Below are 23,971 nucleotides of genomic sequence, written 5' to 3' on the forward strand. Positions count from 1 at the left end.
GGACGAGAACAGCACGAACGCGTCCAGGCCGTCGCCGTCGATCAGTTCGTCCAAGAGCGTGGCACCGGCCGTCTTCGCGCCGAAGACCTCCGCGATGTCCGTCGCGGTCATGCCGTCCAGGGGCTGCGTCTGGCCGACGCCCGCCGCGTGGAACACGGAGCGCAGCGTGCGGCCCTCGGCGGCCAGGCCGTCCAGGAGCGTGGCGACCGCGTCGCGGTCGGCGATGTCGCAGGCGGCGACGGTGACGTCAGCGCCCAACTCCTCCAGCTCGGCGCGGAGTTCGACGGCGCCGGGCGCGTCCGGGCCACGACGGCTGGTGAGCACCAGGTGCTCGACGCCTTCCCGGGCCAGCCAGCGCGCGACGTGCCCGCCGACCGCACCCGTACCGCCGGTGACCAGCGCCGTGCCGCGCGGCGACCACTTCTCCGCCGCGTCGGCCGTCCCGGCCCGCACCAGACGGCGTACGAGGACACCGGAGCCGCGTACCGCGAGCTGGTCCTCGTGCTCCCCGGCGAGGGCCGCCGTGAAGCGCGCGCCCGCGCGGGTGCCGTACGCCGACGGGACGTCGATCAGGCCGCCCCAGCGGTCCGGGTACTCCAGGGCCACGACCCGGCCCAGACCCCACAGCTGCGCCTGCGCCGGGTTCTCCACCTGGTCGCTGCGGCCGGTCGACACCGCGCCCCGGGTGACCGTCCACAGCCGCGCGCCGACACCCGCGTCGCCGAGGGCCTGCACGAGCGCCACGGTCCCGGCCAGACCGACCGGCACACCGGAGTGCTCGGCGTGCGCGGTCTCGTCGAGGCCGAGCAGTGAGACCACGCCGGATAGCTCACCGGCGGCGGCATCCGCGAGCCGAACGGTCAGCGCTTCGCGCGTCAACTCGTCGCGCGTAAGGCAGAGTTGGACGACCTCCGCACCGGCGCGCTCCAGGGCCTCGGCGGTGCCCGCGGCCCACGGCTGCTCCGCCGCGTGCTCCGGCAGGACGACCAGCCAGCGGCCGGAGAGCCCGGACGTCGGCAGGGCGGTGCCGGTCAGCGGCTTCCAGGTGACCCGGTAGCGCCAGCCGTCGACGGTCGAGCGCTCACGGCGCTGCCGCCGCCAGGACGAGAGGACGGGAAGGACCTCGCCGAGCCCGGCGGCGGAGCCGTCCGCCACCTCCAGCTCGGCGGCCAGCCGCTCCAGGTCCTCGCGCTCCACCGCGTCCCAGAACCGGGACTCCACCTCGTCCACGGCCGGCGCCGCCGCGTCCTCGGGGACGGCGAAGTCGGGCCAGTAGTGCTGGCGCTGGAAGGCGTACGTCGGCAGGTCCGCGATCACGCGGGCGCCGGGGACGAGGGCCTGCCAGTCGAGTTCGGCACCGTGGACGTGAGCTTCTGCGAGGGAGGCCGCCAGGCGGTCGGCGCCGCCCTCGTCGCGGCGGAGAGAGCCGAGAGTCACGGCCTGGCTGTCGGTCGCGTCGATCGTCGCCTGCACCGGGACGGTGAGGACCGGGTGCGGGCTCATCTCGACGAACAGGGTGTGCCCCTCGGCAAGGAGGCCGCGGGTGGCGTGCTCGAAGAGGACTGTCTGGCGCAGGTTGCGGTACCAATACCCGGCGTCCATAGGGGTGTTGGAGTCCAGCCACTCCCCCGTCAGCGTCGAGAACAACGGAACCTCAGCAGCCTTCGGGGTCACCCCGGCCAGCGCCTTGGCGATCCGCTCCTCGATCTGCTCCACGTACGCGGAGTGCGAGGCGTAGTCCACAGGGATCGTGCGGGCGCGAACGTCCTGAGCCACGCACTGCGCGACCAGTTCCTCCAGCGCGTCGGGCTCGCCCGAAACGACCACCTGGGCGGGGCCGTTGACGGCCGCGACCGAGACGCGGTCGTCCCAGGCGGTGATCAGCTCACGCACCTCGGCCTCGGGCAGCGGCACGGACACCATCCCGCCCTTGCCCGACAGCTCCCGGATCGCCTGGCTGCGCAGGGCCACGACGCGGGCGGCGTCACGCAGGCCGAGGGCACCCGCGACGCAAGCAGCCGCGATCTCACCCTGACTGTGACCCACCACAGCAGCAGGCTCCACACCAGCCGCACGCCACACCTCGGCCAGCGACACCATCACCGCGAACAACACCGGCTGCACCACATCGACCTGATCGAAGTGGTCCCCGCTCAACTCCTCAAAAAGCTCCCACTCCACGAACTCCGCCAGCGCGTCACCGCACTCCCGCATCCGCTCCGCGAACACCGGACTGGAGTCGAGCAGTTCACGAGCCATCCCGGCCCACTGCGACCCCTGCCCCGGGAACACGAACACCGCGCGCCCGGCGCTCTCGGCACGCCCCGTGACGACACCGGCGGCCGTGAGGTCGCCTTCGGCGAGGCGCTCGAGGCCCGTGAGGACGTCCTGCCGGTCGCGTCCGACGACGGCGCCCCGGTGCTCGAACCGGGACCGTGCCGTCGCCAGCGACCAGACGACGTCGTCCAGGCGCAGGCCGGTGTCCGTCAGGAGCCGGTCCCGCAGCCGGGCGGCCTGCGCGCGCAGCGCCTCGGGGGTCTTCGCCGACAGGGCCAGGGGTACGGCGGCGAGGAGCGGCTGGGTGTCGCCGGACGGCTCGTCCGGGCGGACCGGCTCGTCGGCCGTCGGGGCCTGTTCCACGATGACGTGCGCGTTCGTGCCGCTGACGCCGAACGACGACACGCCCGCGCGGCGCGGCGCGCCGCCGTCCCGCTCGGCCCACTCGCGGGACTCGGTGAGGAGTTCGACGGCGCCCGCCGACCAGTCCACCTCGGGGGTCGGCTCGTCGACGTGCAGGGTCTGCGGCAGGACGCCCGCGCGCATCGCCATGACCATCTTGATGACACCGGCGACACCGGCGGCGGCCTGCGTGTGCCCGATGTTCGACTTCAGCGAGCCGAGCCACAGGGGCCGGTCGGCGGGGCGCTCCTTGCCGTAGGTGGCGATGAGGGCCTGCGCCTCGATGGGGTCGCCGAGCGTGGTGCCGGTGCCGTGGGCCTCGACGGCGTCCACGTCCGTGGTCGTGAGGCCCGCGTTGGCGAGGGCGGCGCGGATGACGCGCTGCTGGGCGGGGCCGTTGGGGGCGGTCAGGCCGTTGGACGCGCCGTCCTGGTTGACGGCGGAGCCGCGGACGACCGCGAGCACGCGGTGGCCCTTGCGGCGGGCGTCGGACAGGCGCTCCAGGAGGAGGACGCCGACGCCCTCGCCCCAGCCGGTGCCGTCGGCGGCGGCCGCGAAGGACTTGCAGCGGCCGTCGGCGGCGAGGCCGCGCTGACGGCTGAACTCGATGAACGTGCCGGGGGTCGACATGACGGCGACGCCGCCCGCGAGGGCCATGTCGCACTCGCCCTGCCGCAGCGCCTGCGCGGCGAGGTGCAGGGCCACGAGCGACGACGAGCAGGCCGTGTCGACGGTGACGGCGGGGCCTTCGAGGCCGAAGGAGTACGAGATGCGGCCGGAGGCGACGCTCGCGGCGCTGCCGTTGCCGACATACCCCTCCAGGTCGTCGAGGCCGCCGGGGGCGCTCAGGAGGTGCGTGGCGTAGTCGTTGTACATGACGCCGACGAAGACGCCGGTGGAGCTGCCGCGCGCGGCGGCCGGGTCGATGCCCGCGCGCTCGAACGCCTCCCAGGTGGTCTCCAGGAGGAGCCGCTGCTGCGGGTCGATGGACAGGCCCTCGCGCGGGGAGATGCCGAAGAAGGCCGGGTCGAAGTCGGCGGCGTCGTAGAGGAAGCCGCCTTCGCGCGTGTAGAAGGAGCCCGCGCGGTCCGGGTCGGGGTCGTAGAGCGCGTCGACGTCCCAGCCGCGGTCGCCGGGCAGGTCGCCGATGGCGTCGACGCCGTCAGCGGTGAGGCGCCACAGGTCTTCGGGGGTGGCGACGCCGCCGGGGTAGCGGCAGCTCATCGACACGATCACGATCGGGTCGTCGTCGGCCGGGGCCGAGGCCTTCACCGGCCGTGCCGCGCCCCGCGTGAGGGCCGTGGTGTCGGTGCCGAGGACCTCTTCGAGGATGTGGCGGGCCAGGACGGTGGCGGCCGGGTAGTCGAAGGCGAGGGTGGCGGGCAGGCGCAGGCCGGTCGCGGCGGTGAGGCGGTTGCGCAGTTCGACGGCGGTGAGCGAGTCGAAGCCGACTTCGCGGAAGGCGCGGTCGGGCGCGATGGCGTCGGCCGACGGGTAGCCGAGGACGGCGGCTGCGTGGCCGCGTACGAGCGTGAGGACTTCCTGCTCGCGGTCCGTCTCCGGGAGCGCGGCCAGGCGCTGGGCGAGGGCGGAGCCCTCCTGCCGGTCCGCGGCCGCGGCGGTGCGTCGCTGGGGTGCGCGGACCAGGGTGCGCAGGAGCGGCGGGACGCCGCTTCCGGCGGCGGCCTGGGCGCGCAGGCCCGCGAGGTCGAGGCGGACCGGGACGGTCAGGGGGTGGTTCGCCGTGTGTGCGGCGTCGAAGAGGTCCAGGCCCTCCTCGGAGGTGAGGGGGGCCGCTCCGGCGCGGGTCCTGCGGTCGAGTTCGCCCGCGCCGAGGTGGGCGGTCATCTCGCTGGCCTCGGCCCACAGGCCCCAGGCGAGGGAGGTCGCCGGGAGGCCCTGGGCACGGCGGCGCCGGGCGAGCGCGTCGAGGTAGGCGTTGGCGGCCGCGTAGTTCGCCTGGCCGGGGGTGCCGAAGACACCGGCGGCGGAGGAGAACAGGACGAACGCCGAGAGGTCCAGGCCGGCCGTCAGCTCGTGCAGGTTCAGGGCCGCGTCGGCCTTGGGGCGCAGGACGGTGTCCAGGCGCTCGGGCGTCAGGGCGGTGACGACGCCGTCGTCGAGGGCTCCGGCGACGTGCACGACGGCGGACAGGTCGGCGCCGACCTCGTCCAGGAGGGCGGCGAGTGCGGTGCGGTCGGCCGTGTCGCAGGCGGCGAGGCGCACGCGGGCGCCCGACTCCTCCAGGTCCGCGCGGAGTTCGGCGGCGCCGGGGGCGGCGTCGCCGCGCCGGGAGACGAGGAGCAGGTCGCGGACGCCGTGGCGGGCGGCGAGGTGGCGGGCCACGAGGCCGCCCAGGGTGCCGGTGCCGCCGGTGACGAGGACGGTGCCCTCGCCCCAGGTGCCGGTGGGCGCGGAGTCGGCCTCGGCAGTGAGCGCGGAGTCGGTCCCGGTCTCCGTGAGGGGTACGCGGGTCAGGCGCGGCGCGCGAGGGGTGCCGTCGCGGAGCGCCACCTCGGGCTCGTCCGTCGCGAGGGCGGCGGCGACCAGCCCCTCGCCCGCACCGCCGGCGGCCTCCTCGTCCAGGTCCAGGAGGACGAAGCGGCCAGGGTGCTCGGACTGCGCCGAACGCAGCAGGCCCCACACGGCGGCGGCCACGGGGTCCGGGTCGGCGACGGCGACCGCGCCACGCGTCACCACGACGAGCCGGGACTCCTCGAACCGCTCCTCCCCGAGCCAGCCCTGCACGACCTCAAGGGCGCTCTCCAACTGGGGCCGCAGAGCGCCCAGTTCGGTCGCGCGGCCACCCTCGGCGGCCGTCAGGAGGGGCAGGAACAGCGTCGCGGGCGGCTCGGCGCCGTCGTCGAGCGCGGCGGTCAGGGCCTCCAGGTCCGCGTGGGTGTGGCGTACGAAGGGCAGGGCGCCGTCGGCGTCCGGGGTGCCGTCGCCGAGGACCGCCGCCGAGGCGAGCTGTGTGGCCGTGTCCGCCGGGGTGTCGAGGGTCGTCCACTCCACCTGGAACAGCGCGTCGCGCCGCACCGAACCGGTCAGGTGCTCCTCGGACAGGGCGCGCAGCGCGAGCGACGCGACGGAGACGACCGGCTGCCCGGTGGCGTCGGCGGCGAGCAGCGTGACAGTGTCCGCTCCGGCGGCGGCGACGCGCACGCGGAGCGTGGTGGCGCCGGTGGCGTGCAGGGTGACGCCGGACCAGACGAACGGCAGGTGCGCGCGGTCGGTGCGGGTGATGAAGTCACCGAGCCCGATGGCGTGCAGGGCGGCGTCGAAGAGCGCCGGGTGCAGCCCGAAGGACTCCGTGTCGGCGTGCGCCTCCTGCGGCAGGTCGATCTCCGCGTACACGTCGTCGCCCTGCCGCCAGGCGGCGCGCAGGCCCTGGAAGAGGGGGCCGTAGCCGTGCCCGTTGGCCGTGAGGCGCTCGTACAGGTCGGACACGTCGACGCGCTCGGCCCCGGCGGGCGGCCACGCGGACAGGTCGGCGGCCTCGGTGGCGGCGTCCGCGGGGGCGGTCGGCAGCAGGCTGCCGGTGAAGTGGCGCGTCCAGGGGGTGTCGTCGGTGTCGTCCTGGGGGCGCGCGAACAGGCTCAGCTCGCGCCGACCGGTGCCGTCCGGGCCGCCCACGGAGATCTGCAGCTGGATGCCGCCCTGCTCCGGGACGACGAGGGGCGCTTCCAGGGTCAGCTCTTCGAGGTGGCCACAGCCGACCTCGTCGCCCGCGCGCAGGGCGAGTTCGACGTAGGCCGTGCCGGGCAGCAGGATCCTCCCGTCGACCGCGTGGTCCGCGAGCCACGGGTGCGTCTGCGTCGCAAGGCGCCCGGTGAACAGGTACCCGTCCGCGTCCGCGAGCGCCACGGCGGCCCCGAGCAGCGGGTGCCCGGCGGCACGCAGCCCCGCGAACACCACGTCACCGGCTCCGGCGGGCGCGGCCTTCGGCCAGTAGCGCTCGCGCTGGAAGGGGTAGGTGGGGAGGTCGACGGTGGTGCGGGCGCCGGGGAAGAGGGCGTTCCAGTCGAGTTCGGCGCCGTGGGCGTGGGCTTCTGCGAGGGAGGCCGCGAGGCGGTCGGCGCCGCCCTCGTCACGGCGCAGGGAGCCGAGGGTGACGGCCTGGCTGTCGGTCGCGTCAATCGTCGCCTGGACGGGGACGGTGAGGACCGGGTGGGGGCTCATCTCCAGGAACAGGCCGTGGCCTTCGGCGAGGAGGCCGCGGGTGGCGTGCTCGAAGAGGACCGTCTGGCGGAGGTTGCGGTACCAATACCCCGCGTCCATCGGGGTGTTGGCGTCCAGCCACTCCCCCGTCAGCGTCGAGAACAGCGGAACCTCAGCGACCTGCGGGTCCACCCCGGACAGCGCCTCGGCTATCTGCTGCTCGATCTGCTCCACGTAGGAGGAGTGCGAGGCGTAGTCCACCGGAATTGCGCGCGCCCGGACGTCCTGGGAGACACACTGGGCAACCAGTTCCTCCAGCGCGTCCGGCTCGCCGGAGACCACGACCTGGGCGGGCCCGTTGACGGCGGCCAGCTCGATGCGGCCGTCCCAGGCCTCGATCAGCTCACGTACTTCCTGCTCCGGCAGCGGTACGGACACCATGCCGCCCTTGCCGGACAACTCACGGATGGCGAGGCTCCGCAGCGCCACCACACGGGCGGCATCCCGCAGCGACAGCGCGCCCGCGACGCACGCGGCGGCGATCTCGCCCTGGCTGTGACCCACCACGGCCGCAGGCTGAACACCGGCCGCCTGCCAGGTCGCCGCCAGCGACACCATCACGGCGAACAACACCGGCTGGACCACATCCACCCGGTCGAACCGCTCCCCGCCCAGCGCCTCCAGCAGGTCCCAGTCCACGAACTCCGACAGCGCGTCCGCGCACTCCCGCATCCGCTCCGCGAACACCGGGCTGGACTCGATCAGTTCACGAGCCATACCGGCCCACTGCGACCCCTGCCCCGGAAACACGAACACCGGACGCACCGCACCACCCAGCACCCGCCCGCTGACGACGTGCCGCGCCTCCGGGCCGTCCTGAGCCAGCGTCTCGAGCCCGGCGAGGAGCTCGTCCCGGTCCCGCCCGAGGACGACGCCCCGCTGGTCGAACCGCGACCGGGTGGTCGCCAGCGACCAGGCCACATCACCCAGTTCAAGACCGTCGGACGCAAGCAGCAGCTCGCGGATCCGTTCGGCCTGGGCCCGTACCGCGTCCTCGGTCTTGCCCGAGAGGGCCAGCGGCACGACACCCGCGAGCACGGCCGAAGTGGTCGGCGTGACGTCGGCCTCGGCTTCGGCGGGATCCGTCTCGTCGCCCGGCGCCTGCTCCACGATGACGTGTGCGTTCGTACCGCTCACGCCGAAGGACGAGATGCCCGCGCGGCGCGGTGCGCCGCCGTCCCGCTCGGCCCATGCGCGGGCCTCGGTCAGGACGGCGACAGCGCCGGCGGACCAGTTCACCTGGGACGTGGGCTCGTCGACGTGCAGGGTCTGGGGCAGGACACCCGCGCGCATCGCCATGACCATCTTGATGATGCCCGCGACGCCGGCGGCGGCCTGGGTGTGGCCGATGTTGGACTTGATGGAGCCCAGCCACAGGGGTTCGCCGGTCTCCGGGCGTTCCTGGCCGTAGGTGGCGATGAGGGCTTGGGCCTCGATGGGGTCGCCCAGCGTCGTGCCCGTGCCGTGGGCCTCGACGGCGTCGATGTCCGCCGCGGTGAGGCGGGCGTTGGCGAGGGCCTGCATGATGACGCGCTGCTGGGACGGGCCGTTGGGGGCGGTCAGGCCGTTGCTGGCGCCGTCCTGGTTGACGGCGGAGCCGCGGACGACGGCGAGGACCTGGCGGCCCGCGCGGCGGGCGTCGGAGAGACGCTCGACGAGGAGCATGCCGACGCCCTCGCCCCAGCCGGTGCCGTCCGCCGCGTCGGCGAACGCCTTGCAGCGGCCGTCGGCGGCGAGGCCCTGCTGGCGGCTGAACTCGGTGAAGACGCCGGGGGTCGAGATGACGGTGACGCCCGCGACGAGGGCCATGCCGCACTCGCCCTGGCGCAGTGCCTGCACGGCGAGGTGCAGGGCCACGAGGGAGGAGGAGCAGGCCGTGTCGACGGTGAGGGCGGGGCCTTCGAGGCCGAGGGTGTAGGCGATGCGGCCGGACTCCACGGCGGCGGCGTTGCCGGTGCTGACATAGCCCTCGACGTCCTCCTCGGCTTCGAAGAGGAGCGGGGCGTAGTCCTGTCCATTGGTGCCGACGAATACGCCGGTGCGGCTGCCGCGTACCGTCGCCGGGTCGATCCCCGCGCGTTCCAGGGCCTCCCACGCGGTTTCCAGGAGGAGCCGCTGCTGCGGGTCCATGGCGAGGGCCTCGCGCGGCGAGATGCCGAAGAAAGCGGCGTCGAATTCGGCGACGCCGGTCAGGAAACCGCCGTGTGCCGTGGAAGTCGTTCCCTGCTTTCCGGCGGCGTCCGGGTCGTAGAGGGATTCGAGGTCCCAGTTACGGTCCGTGGGGAGGCCTGAAATGGCGTCCCGGCCTTCGGAAAGGAGTCGCCACAGATCTTCGGGGCCGCCCACGCCGCCGGGGAAGCGGCAGCTCATCGCTGTGATCGCGATGGGCTCCTGAGCAGCGGCCTCGATGTCCTTCAGACGTTGCTGCGTCTGATGCAGGTCCGCCGAAACCCACTTGAGATAGTCGCGCAGCGTCTCTTCATTCGCCATCAAATGTCACCTGTTCAGGACGTGTGCCGCACCCTCTGGCATACAACGGACCTGTCCGCAGCCGTTTTCTCGATGACGCTATGGGGGCCCCATACGACCAACAACCCCTACCCTCCCCCTACTCGCCCCTACGGGATTGCCTCGAAATGAGGCCGGGGGCGAGTGCATGAGCAAAGGGGGTGGGTAGGGGCTGTCGGTTCAATTAATTACCTTGACGAGCGCTCCTTGTCCATCCTTCGACGAAGACGCGGTTTATCTCTGGGTGGTTGTCAGCGGGTGATTGTCAGCCCCTGCCGAGTTGCTTCTTGATGAATTCGAGCATCTCGTCGTCGCTGGCGGCGGCGAGTTGTTCGCCGACGTCAGGGGCGTCGGTGGCGGTCGCTGTTCCGGCGCCCGCTTGCGCGCCCGCGCCGCTGGCTGTGCTCTTCCAGCGGTCGAGTGCCGCCTGGAGGCGCACCGCGACCTTGGTGCGGGTGATCTCGTCGGCGGATCCGGCCGCGGCGAGGCTGCCTTCGAGCCGGTCGAGGTCGCCGAGCAGCAGCAGGGCGGGGTCGGCGGCGTCCGGGGCGAGTTCGGTGCGCAGGCAGTCGGTGAGGGCCGTGGGGGTCGGGTGGTCGAAGACCACGGTGGCGGGCAGGACGAGGCCGGTGAGGGCGTTGACGCGGTTGCGGAGTTCGACGGCGGTCAGGGAGTCGAAGCCCAGCTCGCGGAAGGCGCGGGTGGGTTCGACGGCGGCCGCGCCGCTGTAGCCGAGGACGGCGGCGACCTGCTCGCAGACCAGGTCGAGGAGCAGCCGGTCCTGGTCGGGCCGGGGCAGTGCCGCGAGGCGCTCGGTCAGGTCCGGGCCGCCCTGTCCGGCGGCGGGTCCGCCGAGGCCGGTCGCGGTGTCGGCGGTGGCGGACCGTGCCGCTTCCGCTTCCGGCAGTTCGGCGTAGAGCCTGCTGGGCCGGACCGCGGTGAACGCGGGTGCGTACTGCCGCCAGTCGACGTCGGCGACGAGGACGGCGGTGTGGTCCTGGCCGAGGAGGCGCTGGAGGGCGACGACGGCGCGCTCCGGCTCCAGGGGCGGGAGCGCCCCGCCGCGCAGCCGTTCCGCGGCCACTCCCCCGGCGGCCATGCCGCTGCCCGCCCACGGGCCCCAGGCCACCGAGGTGGCGGTCAGGCCCCGGGCGCGGCGGGCGTGGGCGAGCCCGTCGAGGTAGGCGTTGGCGGCGGCGTAGCTGCCCTGTCCCGCGCCGCCGGCCACACCGGCGAAGGAGGAGAACAGGACGAACGCCGACAGGTCGAGACCGGCCGTCAGCTCGTCCAGGTTGCGGGCCGACTCCGTCTTCGCGCGGAAGACGGTCGCGAGCCGCTCGGGCGTCATCGCGTCGAGTACGCCGTCGTCGAGGACACCGGCCGCGTGGAACACGCCGGTCAGCGGCGCGTCGGCGGGGATGTCCGCGAGGAGGCCCGCGAGGGCGTCCCGGTCGGCGGCGTCGCAGGCCGCGACGGTGACGCGGATGCCCGACGCCTCCAGTTCGGCGCGGAGTTCGGCCGCGCCCGGCGCGTCGGGGCCGCGCCTGCTGGTCAGGACGAGGTGTTCGGCGCCCTCGCGGGCGAGCCAGCGGGCCACGTGGCCGCCGAGGGCGCCGGTGCCGCCGGTGACGAGCACGGTGCCGTGCGGCGCCCACGCGGCGGCCGGTTCACCGTCGTACGGCGCGCGCACCACGCGGCGCCCGAAGGCGCCGGAGCCGCGCACCGCGACCTGGTCCTCGCCGGCCCAGGCGCCGCCGAGGACGCGGCCGAGCCGGGACAGGGCTGCCGTGTCGGCGGTCTCGGGCAGGTCGACCAGACCGCCCCAGCGCTCCGGATACTCCAGCGCGGCGACGCGGCCGAGGCCCCACAGGGCACTGCGGCCGGGCGCGGTCCGCACGTCGGCGTGGCCGACGGCGACGGCGTCGCGGGTGGCGCACCACAGGGGTGCGTCGACGCCGGTGTCGCCGAGGGCCTGGATCAGGGCCAGGGTGGACGCGACCTCCGCCGGTACGGCACCGGTCCCGCCGTCACCTGTCACGCCGTCACCTGTCACGCCGTCACCGGCCGCGCCCGCGTCGGTTTCGAGGCGGTCGGCGGCGAGCAGCGACAGCACACCGTCGTAGGCGGTCACGTCGGCAGCCGTACCGAGTGCGGCGCGCAGGGGTCCGGCGAGCGCGTCCCGGGTGGTGGCGTGCGCGGGCACCTCCACCGTCACGAGGCGCACGTCGTGCTCGGCCATGAGGGCGGCCACGGCGGCGCGCCACGAGGCGTCGGCGGCGCTGCCCGGCCGCCCGTCGGCCTGACCGTCCGTCCCACCGTCCGTCCCGCCTTCCGTCCCGCCGTCCGTCCGGCTCTCCGGTACGACGACGAGCCAGCTGCCCGTCAGCTTCCCCACCGCAGACTCGGTGAGCGGCGTCCACGACTCGCGGTAGTTCCACTTGTCGAGAGTGAAGGTCTCGCGCCGCTGCTTCCGCCAGGCGGTCAGCGCGGGCAGGACCTCGGCGAGCGGGGCGTCGTCCGGCACCTCCAGGGTCTTGGCCAACTCGGCGAGGTCCGCGCTCTCCACTGTCTCCCAGAACCGCGACTCGACCTCGTCCACCGCACCGGAACCGGCCACGCCCGCCGTGTCCGACGCCGCCTCCAGCCAGTAGTGCTCGTGCTGGAAGGCGTACGTGGGCAGGTCCACGCGGCGCCGCGCCTCGGCCGGTGCGTACAGCGGAGCCCAGTCGGCCTCCGCACCGCGCACCTGGACCTTGGCGAGCGCGGCCAGGAACGTGTCCGGCTCGGGGCGGTCCTTGCGCAGCGCGCCGACGAGGCCCGCCTGCGCGTCCGGGTCGGTGATCGTGTCGTGCGCCATCGCCGTCAGGACAGCGTCCGGGCCCAGCTCCAGGAGGGTGGAGACTCCCTGGCCGCTGAGGGTGGCGAGCCCGTCGTGGAAGCGGACGGCCTCGCGGATGTGACGGATCCAGTAACCCGGGTCCTTCAACTCCTCCGTGGTGGCGAGCTGTCCGGTCAGGTTCGAGACCACCGGCAGAGCGGTGTCCTGATACGTCAGCTTCTCGGCGATACGTCAGCTTCTCGGCGACCGCCCGGAAGTCCTCCAGGACCGGGTCCATGAGCGGCGAGTGGAAGGCGTGCGACACCTTCAGCCACCGCACCTTGCGACCCTCACCCCGCAGCTTCTCCTCCAGACCCTCCAGCGCGGCCCGCTCACCGGAGCGACGGCGAACAGCGCGGGCTGCGCGTACCCGGTCCGCTCCAACAGCTCCGCATCCGCACCGAACATGACGTCCTTGAGCGGGCGTTCCAGCAGCCCATCCAGGTGCGCACACACCTCGTCCAGCGCGTCCGCGAACACCGGGAACGCCTCGTACAGCTCACGCCCCATCCCGATCCGCTGGCTGCCCTGACCGGTGAACACCACCCCGAGACGGCCCTCCACCACCGCACCGGACACGACGCCCGGTCCGTGGCCGCCGGAGGACAGTGCGTCCAGGCCGGTCAGGAAGTCGTCGCGGTCGCGGCCGAAGACCACGGCGCGGTGTTCGAGGGGGGAGCGGCCCGTGGCCAGGGACCAGCCCGCGTCGGCGAGTCCGGCGCGGTCGGCGGCGAGGGCCGGGTCGGAGACGAGGCGTTCGCGCAGGCGGGCGGCCTGGGCGCGGAGGGCGTCGGCGCTGCGGGCCGAGAGCTGCCAGGGGACGGCGGTGCGGGTGGCGTGCACCTCACCGGGGCCCTCAGGAGTGGTGGGCCTGCGGCGGGGGGCCTGTTCCACGACGACGTGGGCGTTGGTGCCGCTGACGCCGAAGGACGAGACGCCGGCGCGGCGCGGCGCGCCGTCCCGGTCGGGCCACTCGCGGGCGCGGTCGAGCAGTTCCACGGTCCCGGCGGACCAGTCGACGTGGGTGCTCGGCCGGTCGACGTGGAGGGTCTGCGGGAGCATGCCGTGGCGCATGGCCATGACCATCTTGATGACGCCCGCGACACCGGCGGCGGCCTGCGTGTGGCCGATGTTGGACTTCACGGAGCCGAGGAGCAGCGGCCGGTCGGCCGGGCGCTCCTTGCCGTAGGTGGCGATCAGGGCCTGCGCCTCGATCGGGTCGCCCAGGGTCGTGCCGGTGCCGTGGCCCTCGACGGCGTCGATCTGTTCGGGCGCGAGGCGGGCGTTGGCGAGGGCCTGGGTGATGACGCGCTGCTGGGAGGGACCGTTCGGGGCGGTCAGGCCGTTGGACGCGCCGTCCTGGTTGACCGCGGAGCCGCGGACCACCGCGAGGACTTCGTGGCCGTTGCGGCGGGCGTCGGACAGGCGCTCCAGGAGCAGCAGACCCGCGCCCTCTCCCCAGCCCGTGCCGTCGGCCGCTTCCGCATAGGGCTTGCAGCGGCCGTCGCCCGCGAGGCCGCCCTGGCGGCTGAACTCGTCGAAGGCGCCCGCCGTCGCCATGACGGTGACACCGCCCGCGAGGGCGAGGTCGCACTCGCCCTGGCGCAGGGCCTGCGCCGCGAGGTGCAGGGCCACCAGCGACGACGAGCAGGCCGTGTCCACGGTCACCGCGGGGCCTTCGAGGCCGAAGGCGTAGGAGAGGCGGCCGGAGATGACACTGCCGGACGTGCCGGTCATGAGGTGTCCCTCGACGCCTTCGGGGACGCTGTCGAGTCCGGTCGCGTACCCCTGGAAGCCGGAGCCGACGAACACACCGGTCGAGGTGGAGCGCAGGGACTTGGGGGCGATGCCGATGCGTTCGAAGAGTTCCCAGGTGGTCTCCAGGAGGAGCCGCTGCTGCGGGTCCATGGCGAGGGCTTCGCGCGGGGAGATGCCGAAGAGTCCGGCGTCGAACTCGGAGGCGTCGTAGACGAAGCCGCCCTCGGGCTTGTAGCGCGCGGCGCCGTCGAGGTCCCAGCCGCGGTCGGCGGGGAAGACGGAGATGGCGTCGGTGCCGTCGACGAGCAGCTGCCACAGCCCCTCGGGGGTGGTGGCGCCGCCCGGGAAGCGGCAGCTCATGGACACGATGGCGATGGGGTCGTCGGCCACGTCGGCGGAGGTCGCCGCCGGGACGGGGGCCGCTGTCGCGGCGGGGGTGCCGCCGGACAGCTCGACGAGCAGGTGGCGGGCGAGGACCTCGGGCGACGGGTGGTCGAAGACGGCCGTCGCGGGCAGCTGGATGTCGGTGGCCGCGGTGAGGCGGTTGCGGAGTTCGACGGCGGTCAGCGAGTCGAAGCCCAGCTCGCGGAAGGCGCGGGTGGGTTCGACGGCTTCGGCGCCGCCGTAGCCGAGGGCTGCCGCCGCCTCGGCTCGCACGAGGTCGAGGACCAGGCGCTGCCGCTCGGGCTCGGGGAGTCCGGTGAGGCGGGCGGCCCACTCCGAGACCGGTCCGCTCTCGCCCGCGGGGGTGGCCGTCGTCCGCTGCGGCCGTGGCCGCAGCGCGGGCAGGCCGCCGAGGAAGGTGCTCGGGCGGGCGGCGGTGAAGGTGGGCGCGAACCGCTCCCAGTCGACGTCCGCCACGGTCAGGCACGTCTCGTCGGACGCGAGTGCCTGGGCGAGCGCGCCGACGGCCAGGTCGGGCGCGAGGAGCGCGACGCCGCGGCGGCGCAGGTGCTCCTCGGCCTCGGCGGTGGCCGCCATGCCGCTGCCGCCCCAGGCTCCCCAGGCCACGGAGGTGGCGCTCAGGCCGCGGGCGCGGCGGCGCTCGGCGAGCGCGTCGAGGAAGGCGTTGGCTGCGGCGTATCCGGCCTGGCCGCCGCTGCCCCAGACGGCGGCGATGGAGGAGAACAGGACGAAGGCGTCGAGGTCCGCGTCGGCGAGGAGCGCGTCGAGGTGGGCGGCGCCCTCGGCCTTGGCGGCCAGCGCGTGGGCGAGGTCCGCGGGCGCGGTGTCGGCGAGGGCGACGGCGGGGCTCACCCCGGCGGCGTGGAAGACGGCACGCGGGCTCCGCCCGGCCGCCGCCAGTTCGCCGAGGAGCGCGGCGACGGCGTCGCGTTCGGCGACATCGCAGGCCGCGACGGTGACTGCGGCTCCCAACTCCTCCAGTTCCGCCTTGAGTTCGGCGGCGCCGGGCGCGTCGAGTCCGCGCCTGCTGGTCAGGACGAGGTGGTCGGCGCCCTCGCGGGCGAGCCAGCGGGCGACGTGCGCGCCGAGCGCGCCCGTGCCGCCTGTGATCAGCGCGGTGCCGCACGGCGTCCAGTCCCGTGCCGGGTCGGTGGCCAGCGGGGCGTGTGCGAGACGGCGGACGAAGATGCCCGAGCCGCGCACGGCGATCTGGTCCTCGACGCCGCCGCCGTCCGCCGCCCCGTCGGCGGGGATGCACGCCAGGGCGGTGGCGAGGCGCGTCGCGGTGCGCGTGTCCGGGGTCTGCGGCAGGTCGACGAGACCGCCCCAGCGCTCCGGGTGCTCCAGGGCCACGACCCGTCCCAGGCCCCACAGTTGGGCCTGCGGGGCGCTCGTGAGCCGGTCGCTGCGGCCGGTGGAGACGGCTCCGCTGGAGACCGCCCACAGCTTCGCGTCGACCTCGGCGTCCCCGAGGGCCTGGACGAGCGCCAGGGTGCCCGCGAGGCCGAGGGTCAGTTCGGGGTGCGCCGGGTGCGGGTCCTCGGTGAGGGCGAGGAGGGAGACGACACCGGCGAGTCCGGCCGCCGCGCCGTCGTGGGCACCGGACGCCTCGGAGGTGCCGGGCACGTGCTCAAGCAAGCGCGCGGTCAGCGCATCCCGCGTCAACTCGGCGCCGCCGACACGCATTTCGGCGACCTCCGCACCGGCCTGCGCCAGCGCGTCGGTGACACCCGTGGTCCACGGGTGCGCGGCGGCCTCTTCCGGTACGACGACCAGCCAGCGTCCCGTGAGGGCGGCCCCGGGAAGGGCCCCGCCCGCCAGCGGCTTCCACGTGACGCGGTAGCGCCAGCTGTCCACGGTGGACCGCTCACGCTTCTGCCGCCGCCACGACGACAGGACCGGCAGGACAGCGCCGAGCTCGGCGGCGGAACCCTCCGCCACGTCCAGCTCGGCCGCGAGCCCCGCCAGGTCCTCGCGCTCCACGGCCTCCCAGAACCGCGCCTCCACCTCGTCGGCCGGGACGCCCGGCGTGCCGGCGGGAGTGCGCCCGTCGACGAGCCAGAAGTGCTCGTGCTGGAAGGCGTACGTAGGCAGGTCGACGATGGTGCGGGCGCCCGGGTAGAGCGCCTTCCAGTCCAGCTCGGCGCCGTGCGCGTGGGCTTCGCCGACGGCGGTCATGAGGCGGTGGGCGCCGCCCTCGTCCCGGTGCAGGGAGCCGAGTGCGACGGCCGGCGTGCCGGTGGCGTCGGCGGTGGCACGGACGGCGGTGGTGAGGACGGGGTGGGGGCTGATCTCCACGAACAGTCCGTGGCCCTCGGCGAGCAGGGCGCGGACAGCCTGCTCGAACCGGACGGTGTGCCGCAGGTTCCGGTACCAGTACCCGGCGTCCATCGGGGTGCCCGCGTCCAGCCTCTCCCCCGTCAGCGAGGAGTACACCGACACGTCGGCCGGGCGGGACACCACGGGGGCGAGCACCTGCGCCAGGTGCGCCTCGACGGCCTCGACCTGCGCGGAGTGCGCGCCGTGGCCCACCGCGAGGACATCGGCCAGGACACCCTCGGCGGCGCACTGGGCCACCAGCTCGTCCAGGGCCTCGGTCGTGCCCGAGACGACGGTCTCCGCGGGGCCGTTCACCGCGGCGAGCTCGATCCGGCCGTCCCAGGCCGCGATCAGCTCGCGTACGCCCTGCTCGGGCAGCGGCAGGGACACCAGGCCGCCCTGGACCGGCAGTTCACGGATCGCGAGGGCGCGCAGGGCGACGACGCGGGCCGCGTCCGCGAGCGAGAGCACGCCCGCGACGCACGCGGCGGCGATCTCACCGGGGCCGTGGCCGACGACGGCGGCGGGCTCGACACCGGACGCCTGCCACACGGCCGCCAGGGACACCATCACGGCGAACAGGACCGGCTGGGCCACGTCCACCCGGTCGAAGTTGCCCCCGCCCAGCTCGTCGAAGAGGTCCCAGTCGACGAACTCCGAGAGCGCGTCGGCGCACTCGCGCATCCGGTCCGCGAACACCGGCGACTCGTCGAGGAGTCGGCGGGCCGTCCCGGCCCACTCCGCCCCCTGCCCGGGGAACACGAACACCGGGCGTGCCGTGCCGCCCTGCGCCTGCCCGACCACGGCATGCCCGGCGGTCACGCCGTCGGCCCGCGCGATCGTGCCTTCGCCGCGTGCGGTCGTGCCTTCGCCGCGCGCAAGGCGCTCAAGACCGGCGAGCAGCTCGCCCCGGTCCCGCCCGAGGACGACACCCCGGTGCTCGAACCGCGACCGCGCCACGGCCAGGGACCAGCCTAGGTCGGCGACGCCCGGCCCGTCCTGGGCCAGCAGGTGCTCATGGAGCCGTCCGGCCTGCTCCCGCAGTGCCTCCGGGGTCTTCGCGGAGAGAGCGAGGGGGGTCACGCAGGTGGGCGGTCCGGCGTGGCCGGAGGGCTCGTCCGGCTCGGCCGGGGCGTCCGCCGGTGCCTGCTCCACGATCACGTGGGCGTTGGTGCCGCTCACCCCGAACGCCGAGACGCCCGCGCGCCGGGGTGACCTGTCGGCGCCTTGCGGCCAGTCGCGTGCGCCCGTCAGGAGCTCGACGGCTCCCGCCGACCAGTCCACCTCGGTGGAGGGGGCGTCCACGTGCAGGGTCTTGGGCAGCACGCCGTGCCGCATCGCCATGACCATCTTCATGACACCGGCGACACCGGCGGCTGCCTGGGTGTGCCCGATGTTGGACTTGATGGAGCCCAGCCACAGGGGCCGGTCGGCCGACCGCTCCTTGCCGTACGTGGCGAGGCGGAGCCGCGCACGACGGCGAGCACGCGGTGACCGTTGCGGCGGGCGTCGGACAGGCGCTCCACGAGAAGCATGCCCACGCCCTCGCCCCAGCCCGTGCCGTCCGCCGCGTCCGCGAACGCCTTGCAGCGGCCGTCCGTGGCGAGGCCGCGCTGACGGCTGAACTCCACGAAGGTCGCCGGGGTCGACATCACCGAGACGCCGCCCGCGAGGGCCATCGTGCACTCGCCCTGGCGGATCGCCTGCGCGGCCAGGTGCAGCGCGACCAGGGACGACGAGCAGGCCGTGTCCACCGTCACCGCGGGGCCTTCGAGGCCGAAGGTGTACGAGATGCGGCCCGACGCGACGCTCGCGGCGTTGCCGATGCCGAGGTAGCCCTCGACCTCGTCGGGGACGTGGTCGACGCCCGCGGTGTAGTCCTGACCGTTGGTGCCCGCGAACACGCCGATCTGGCTGCCGCCGAGCGTCGCCGGGTCGATCCCGGCGCGCTCGAACGCCTCCCAGGACGTCTCCAGGAGAAGGCGCTGCTGCGGGTCCATCGCGAGGGCCTCGCGCGGGTTGATGCCGAAGAACTTGGCGTCGAACTGCCCGGCGTCGTAGAGGAATCCGCCTTCGCGGACGTACGAGGTGCCGGCGCGCTCGGCGTCGGAGTGGAAGAGCCCTTCGGTGTCCCAGCCGCGGTCGGCGGGGAAGTCGGCGATGGCGTCGACACCGTCGGCGACCAGACGCCACAGATCCTCGGGGCTGCGCACACCGCCCGGGAAGCGGCAGCTCATGCCGATGATGGCGAGGGGTTCGTCGTCCACGGCGGCGCCGGTGGGTGCGGGCAGCGGGGTCGCGCTCTCGTCGCCGAAGAGTTCGGTGTGCAGATGGGCGGCGAGCGCGGTCGCCGTCGGGTAGTCGAAGACCAGCGTCGTCGGCAGCCGGAGGCCGGTGGCGGCGCCGATGAGGTTGCGCAGCTCGACGGCCGTGAGCGAGTCGAAGCCGAGTTCGCGGAAGGCGCGCGTGACGTGCACGTCGTCCGCGCTCGCGTGGCCGAGGACGTCGGCGGCCTGCCGGCGCACCAGGTCCAGGAGCGCGGCCTCGCGGTCGGCGGGGGTCAGGGCGGCGAGGCGGTCGGCGAGCGCGTTCGCGGGGACAGCGGCTGTGTCGGCACCGCCGGTGCGGTCCGCGAGGGCCGAGTGGGCCTCGGGGATGTCCGTGAAGAGGCGGCTCGGCCGGGCGGCGGTGATGCCGGGCGCGTACTGGGCCCAGTCGACGTCCGCGACGACGGCGAGCGCCTGGTGGCCGCCGAGTGCCTGGTGCAGGGCGGTGATCGCGAGGTCGGGGTCCATGGGCGGCATCACGCCGTGCCGCAGCCGCTCGGCGGCCGCGCCCTCGGCCGCCATGCCGCCGCCGTCCCAGGGGCCCCAGGCGACGGAGGTCGCCGCGTGTCCGGCGGAGCGCCGGGCCTCGGCGAGGGCGTCGAGGGCCGCGTTGGCGGCGGCGTAGCTGCCCTGGCCCGCGCCGCCGACGACACCGGCGAGCGAGGAGAACAGGACGAACGCCGACAGGTCCGCGGCGCGGGTCAGCTCGTCCAGGTGCCGGGCGGACGCCACCTTCGCGCGGAAGACGGCGGCCATCCGGTCCTCGGTGAGACCGTCGATGACGCCGTCGTCGAGGACGCCCGCCGTGTGGAACACGCCGGTCAGCGGCGCGTCGTCGGGCAGGTCGGCGAGCAGCGCCGCGAGCGCCGCGCGGTCGGCGACGTCGCACGCCGCGACCGTCACGCGGACGCCCGACTCCTCCAGTTCGGTACGGAGTTCCCGTGCGCCCGGCGCGTCGAGGCCGCGACGGCTCGTCAGGAGCAGGTGCCCGGCGCCCGCGCGGGCGAGCCAGCGCGCGACATGGCCGCCCAGGGCGCCCGTGCCGCCGGTGACGAGGACCGTGCCGCCGGCGGCGGACCACTCCGCGCCCGGCGCCGCGTCGCCCAGGGGCGCGCGGACCAGGCGCCGCGCGAAGACGCCGGAGGCGCGCACCGCGAGCTGGTCCTCGCCGGACCAGTCCGACGAGCCTGCCGGGCCCGACGCTCCCGCCGACGAGGCGAGTGCCTGGGTGAGGTGGGTGACCGCCGTGGTGTCGGCGGTCTCGGGGAGGTCGACGAGGCCGCCCCAGGACTGCGGGTATTCGAGGGCGGCGACGCGGCCGAGGCCCCAGACGGTCGCCTGCGCCGGGTCACCGGCGGGCTCGGACGGCGTCGTCGCCACCGCGCCGCGGGTCGCGGCCCAGACGGTGGCGGTGCTGCCGGTGTCGCCGAGCGCCTGGAGCAGAACGGCCGTGCGCAGGGCGGCGGTCGGCGCCGATTCCGTACCGAGGGCCGATTCCGTACCGGGGCTCGATGCCGTGTCATGCCCCGATGCCGTGTCAGGGCCCGCTGCCGTGCCGGTGCCGGACTCGGCGGCGAGGGCGAGGAGCGAGAGGACGCCGTCCCACCCGGCCGCCTCACGCTGCCCCAGGAGTGCGGTGAGGGCCGCCCGGTCGGTGGCGGCGACGGCGGGGACGCGCACCACCGTGACGCGGGCGCCGCCCGCGGCGAGGGCCCGCTCGGCCGCACCGCTCCAGGGGTGGTCGGCGTGCTCGTCGGGGACGAGCAGGGCCCAGCCGCCGGTGAGGGCAGGGGTGTCACCGCCCTGCCGGGGCGGCAGCGGGTTCCAGGTCACGCGGTAGCGCCAGCTGTCCAGCGTGGACGTGGACCGCCGACGGCGGCGCCAGGCCGTGAGGGCGGGCAGGACCTCGGTCAGCGGGGCGTCGTCGGGCACGTCGAGGGCACCGGTCAGCTCCGCGAGGTCCTCGTGCTCGACGGCCTCCCAGAAGCGGGCCTCGGCGTCGTCGGGCAGGGCGGTCCCGTGGGTGGGGGCCGCGGTGGTCGGCGCGGTGGTGTCGAGCCAGTACCGCTGGTGCTGGAAGGCGTACGTGGGCAGGTCGACGCGGCGCCGGGCGCGCGTCGGGGCGTACCGCGGGGTCCAGTCGACGTCTGTGCCGCGCACGTGCAGCCGGGCGAGAGCGGTCAGGAAGGTGTCGGGTTCGGGCCGGTCGCGGCGCAGCGCGGCCACGAGTCCCGCCTGGGCGTCGGGGCCGGTGAGGGTGTCGTGGGCCATCGCCGTGAGGACGGCGTCGGGGCCGAGTTCGAGCAGGGTGGTGACGCCGAAGCCGGTGAGGGCGGTCAGGCCGTCGTGGAAGCGGACGGCCTCGCGGACGTGCCGCACCCAGTACTCGGGGTCCTTCAGCTCGTCGGCGGTGGCGAGGCGCCCGGTCACGTTCGACACGACCGGGAGCGTCGGGTCCTGGTAGTCGAGTCCCCGGGCGATCTGCCGGAACTCGTCGAGCATCGGGGCCATCAGGGGCGAGTGGAAGGCGTGGCTGACCTTGAGCCAGCGGGTCTTGCGGCCGTCGGCGCGCAGCTGTCCCGCGAGATCCTCCAGGACGCCGCGGTCGCCGGACAGCACCACCTGGGCGGGGCCGTTGACGGCGGCGAGGCCCGCCCACTCGGCGACCTCGGCGAGCAGCGGGGCGACGTCGGTCTCGGACGCCTGCACGGCGAGCATGGCGCCGCCCCGGGGCAGGGCCTGCATCAACCGGCCGCGCGCGGCGACCAGTCGGGCGGCGTCGGCGAGGGACCAGAGCCCGGCGACGTGGGCGGCGGCGAGTTCGCCGATGGAGTGGCCGCCCAGGATCTCGGGGCGCACCCCGAAGGACTCGGCGAGGCGGAACAGCGCGACCTCGACGGCGAACAGGGCGGGCTGCGTGTACCCCGTCTGCTCCAACAGCTCGGCGTCGGTGCCGAACATGACGTCCTTCAGGGGCCGGTCGAGGTGCGGGGCGAGGTGCGCGCACACCTCGTCCAGGGCCGTGGCGAAGGCGGGGAACGTCTCGTACAGCTCACGCCCCATGCCGATGCGCTGGCTGCCCTGGCCGGTGAAGACGATGCCGAGGCGGCCCTCGGTGACCTGGCCGGTGACCGTGCCGGGGGCGGCGGGGCCTTCGGAGGCGAGGGCTTGAAGGGCGTGCAGCAGCTGGTCGCGGTCCTCGCCGAGGAGGACGGCCCGGTGTTCGAAGGCGGAGCGGCCGGTGGCCAGGGTCCAGCCGATGTCGGCGCGCGCGGCGCGGTCGTCGGCGAGTTCGGTGCGGTCGAGCAGTCGCTCGCGCAGCCGGGCGGCCTGGGCGCGCAGCGCCTTCGCGGTGCGGCCGGAGAGGGGCCAGGGCGTGGGGCCGACGGCGGCCAGGGGGTCGGTGCCGGGGGCCGGGGTGGTCTCGGCGGCTGTGTCGTCCGGTCGGCCGGGAGCGTCCTGTGCCTGCTCCTGCGGTACGTCGGCGGGGGCTTCCTCGACGATGACGTGGGCGTTGGTGCCGCTGACGCCGAACGAGGAGACGCCCGCGCGGCGCGGCGCGTCCTCGCGTCCTGGCCAGTCGCGGGGCTCGGTGAGCAGCTCGACCGCTCCGGCGGTCCAGTCGACGTGCGACGACGGCTGGTCGACGTGCAGGGTCTGCGGCAGGAGGCCGTGGCGCATCGCCATGACCATCTTGATGACACCGGCGGCGCCCGCGGCGGCCTGGGTGTGCCCGACGTTGGACTTGACGGAGCCGAGCCACAGCGGTCGGGTGCGCGGCCGCCCCTGCCCGTAGGTGGCGAGGAGCGCCTGCGCCTCGATGGGGTCGCCGAGGGTGGTGCCGGTGCCGTGGGCCTCGACGGCGTCGACGTCACCGGCGGTGAGGCCCGCGTTGGCGAGGGCGGCGCGGATGACGCGTTGCTGGGCGGGGCCGTTGGGGGCGGTCAGGCCGTTGCTGGCGCCGTCCTGGTTGACGGCGGAGCCGCGGACGACGGCGAGGACTTCGTGGCCGTTGCGGCGGGCGTCGGACAGGCGCTCCAGGAGGAGCAGGCCGACGCCCTCGCCCCAGCCGGTGCCGTCGGCTGCCTCGGCGAAGGCCTTGCAGCGGCCGTCGGCCGCCATGCCGCGCTGGCGGCTGAACTCCACGAAGGCGGTGGGTGTCGACATCAGGGACACACCGCCCGCGAGGGCGAGCCCGCACTCGCCCTGGCGCAGCGCCTGCGCCGCGAGGTGCAGGGCGACGAGGGACGACGAGCAGGCCGTGTCGACGGTGACGGCCGGGCCCTCCAGGCCCAGGCTGTAGGAGAGGCGGCCGGAGACGACGGCGGCGGTGTTGCCGGTGCCCGAGTAGCCCTCGGTGCTGTCGGCGGCCTCGGCGACGACGGCCGTGTAGTCCTGGCCGTTGGTGCCGGTGAACACGCCGGTGCGGCTGCCGCGCAGGCTCAGCGGGTCGATGCCCGCGCGTTCGACGGCTTCCCAGGCGGTCTCCAGGAGGAGCCGCTGCTGCGGGTCCATGGCGCGGGCCTCGCGCGGCGAGATGCCGAAGAAGCCCGCGTCGAACTCGTCGGCGGCGTACACGAAGCCGCCCTCGCGGGCGTAGGTGGTGCCCTGGTGGTCGGGGTCGGGGTGGTAGAGCCCGGCCACGTCCCAGCCGCGGTTGGCGGGGAAGGCGGACACCGTGTCCACGCCGTCCCTGACGAGGCGCCACAGCTCCTCGGGGGTGCTCGCGCCGCCGGGGAAGCGGCAGCTCATCGCGATGATCGCGACGGGCTCCGCGTCCTTGGACTCGAGTTCGCGCACTCTCCGACGAGTCGTGTGCAGATCCGCCGTCACCTGCTTGAGAAGGCGGCGGATTTTGTCGTCGTTCACCATCTGG

General features: G+C 74.9%; 1 protein-coding gene and 1 pseudogene. Both read right to left on the minus strand.

The window, feature by feature from the left end; genetic code table 11:
• A partial coding sequence (locus tag OO63_RS25750; protein WP_030363632.1) for a type I polyketide synthase occupies positions 1 to 9,390 on the minus strand: 9,390 nt, incomplete at its 3' end.
• A gap of 568 nt (positions 9,391 to 9,958) precedes the next feature.
• Positions 9,959 to 23,964 (minus strand): annotated as a pseudogene (locus OO63_RS47795) (type I polyketide synthase); the annotation flags it as partial.
• Positions 23,965 to 23,971: the final 7 nt, after the last annotated feature.

This window comes from Streptomyces alboflavus, assembly GCF_000716675.1.
Classification (GTDB): Bacteria; Actinomycetota; Actinomycetes; order Streptomycetales; family Streptomycetaceae; genus Streptomyces; species Streptomyces alboflavus.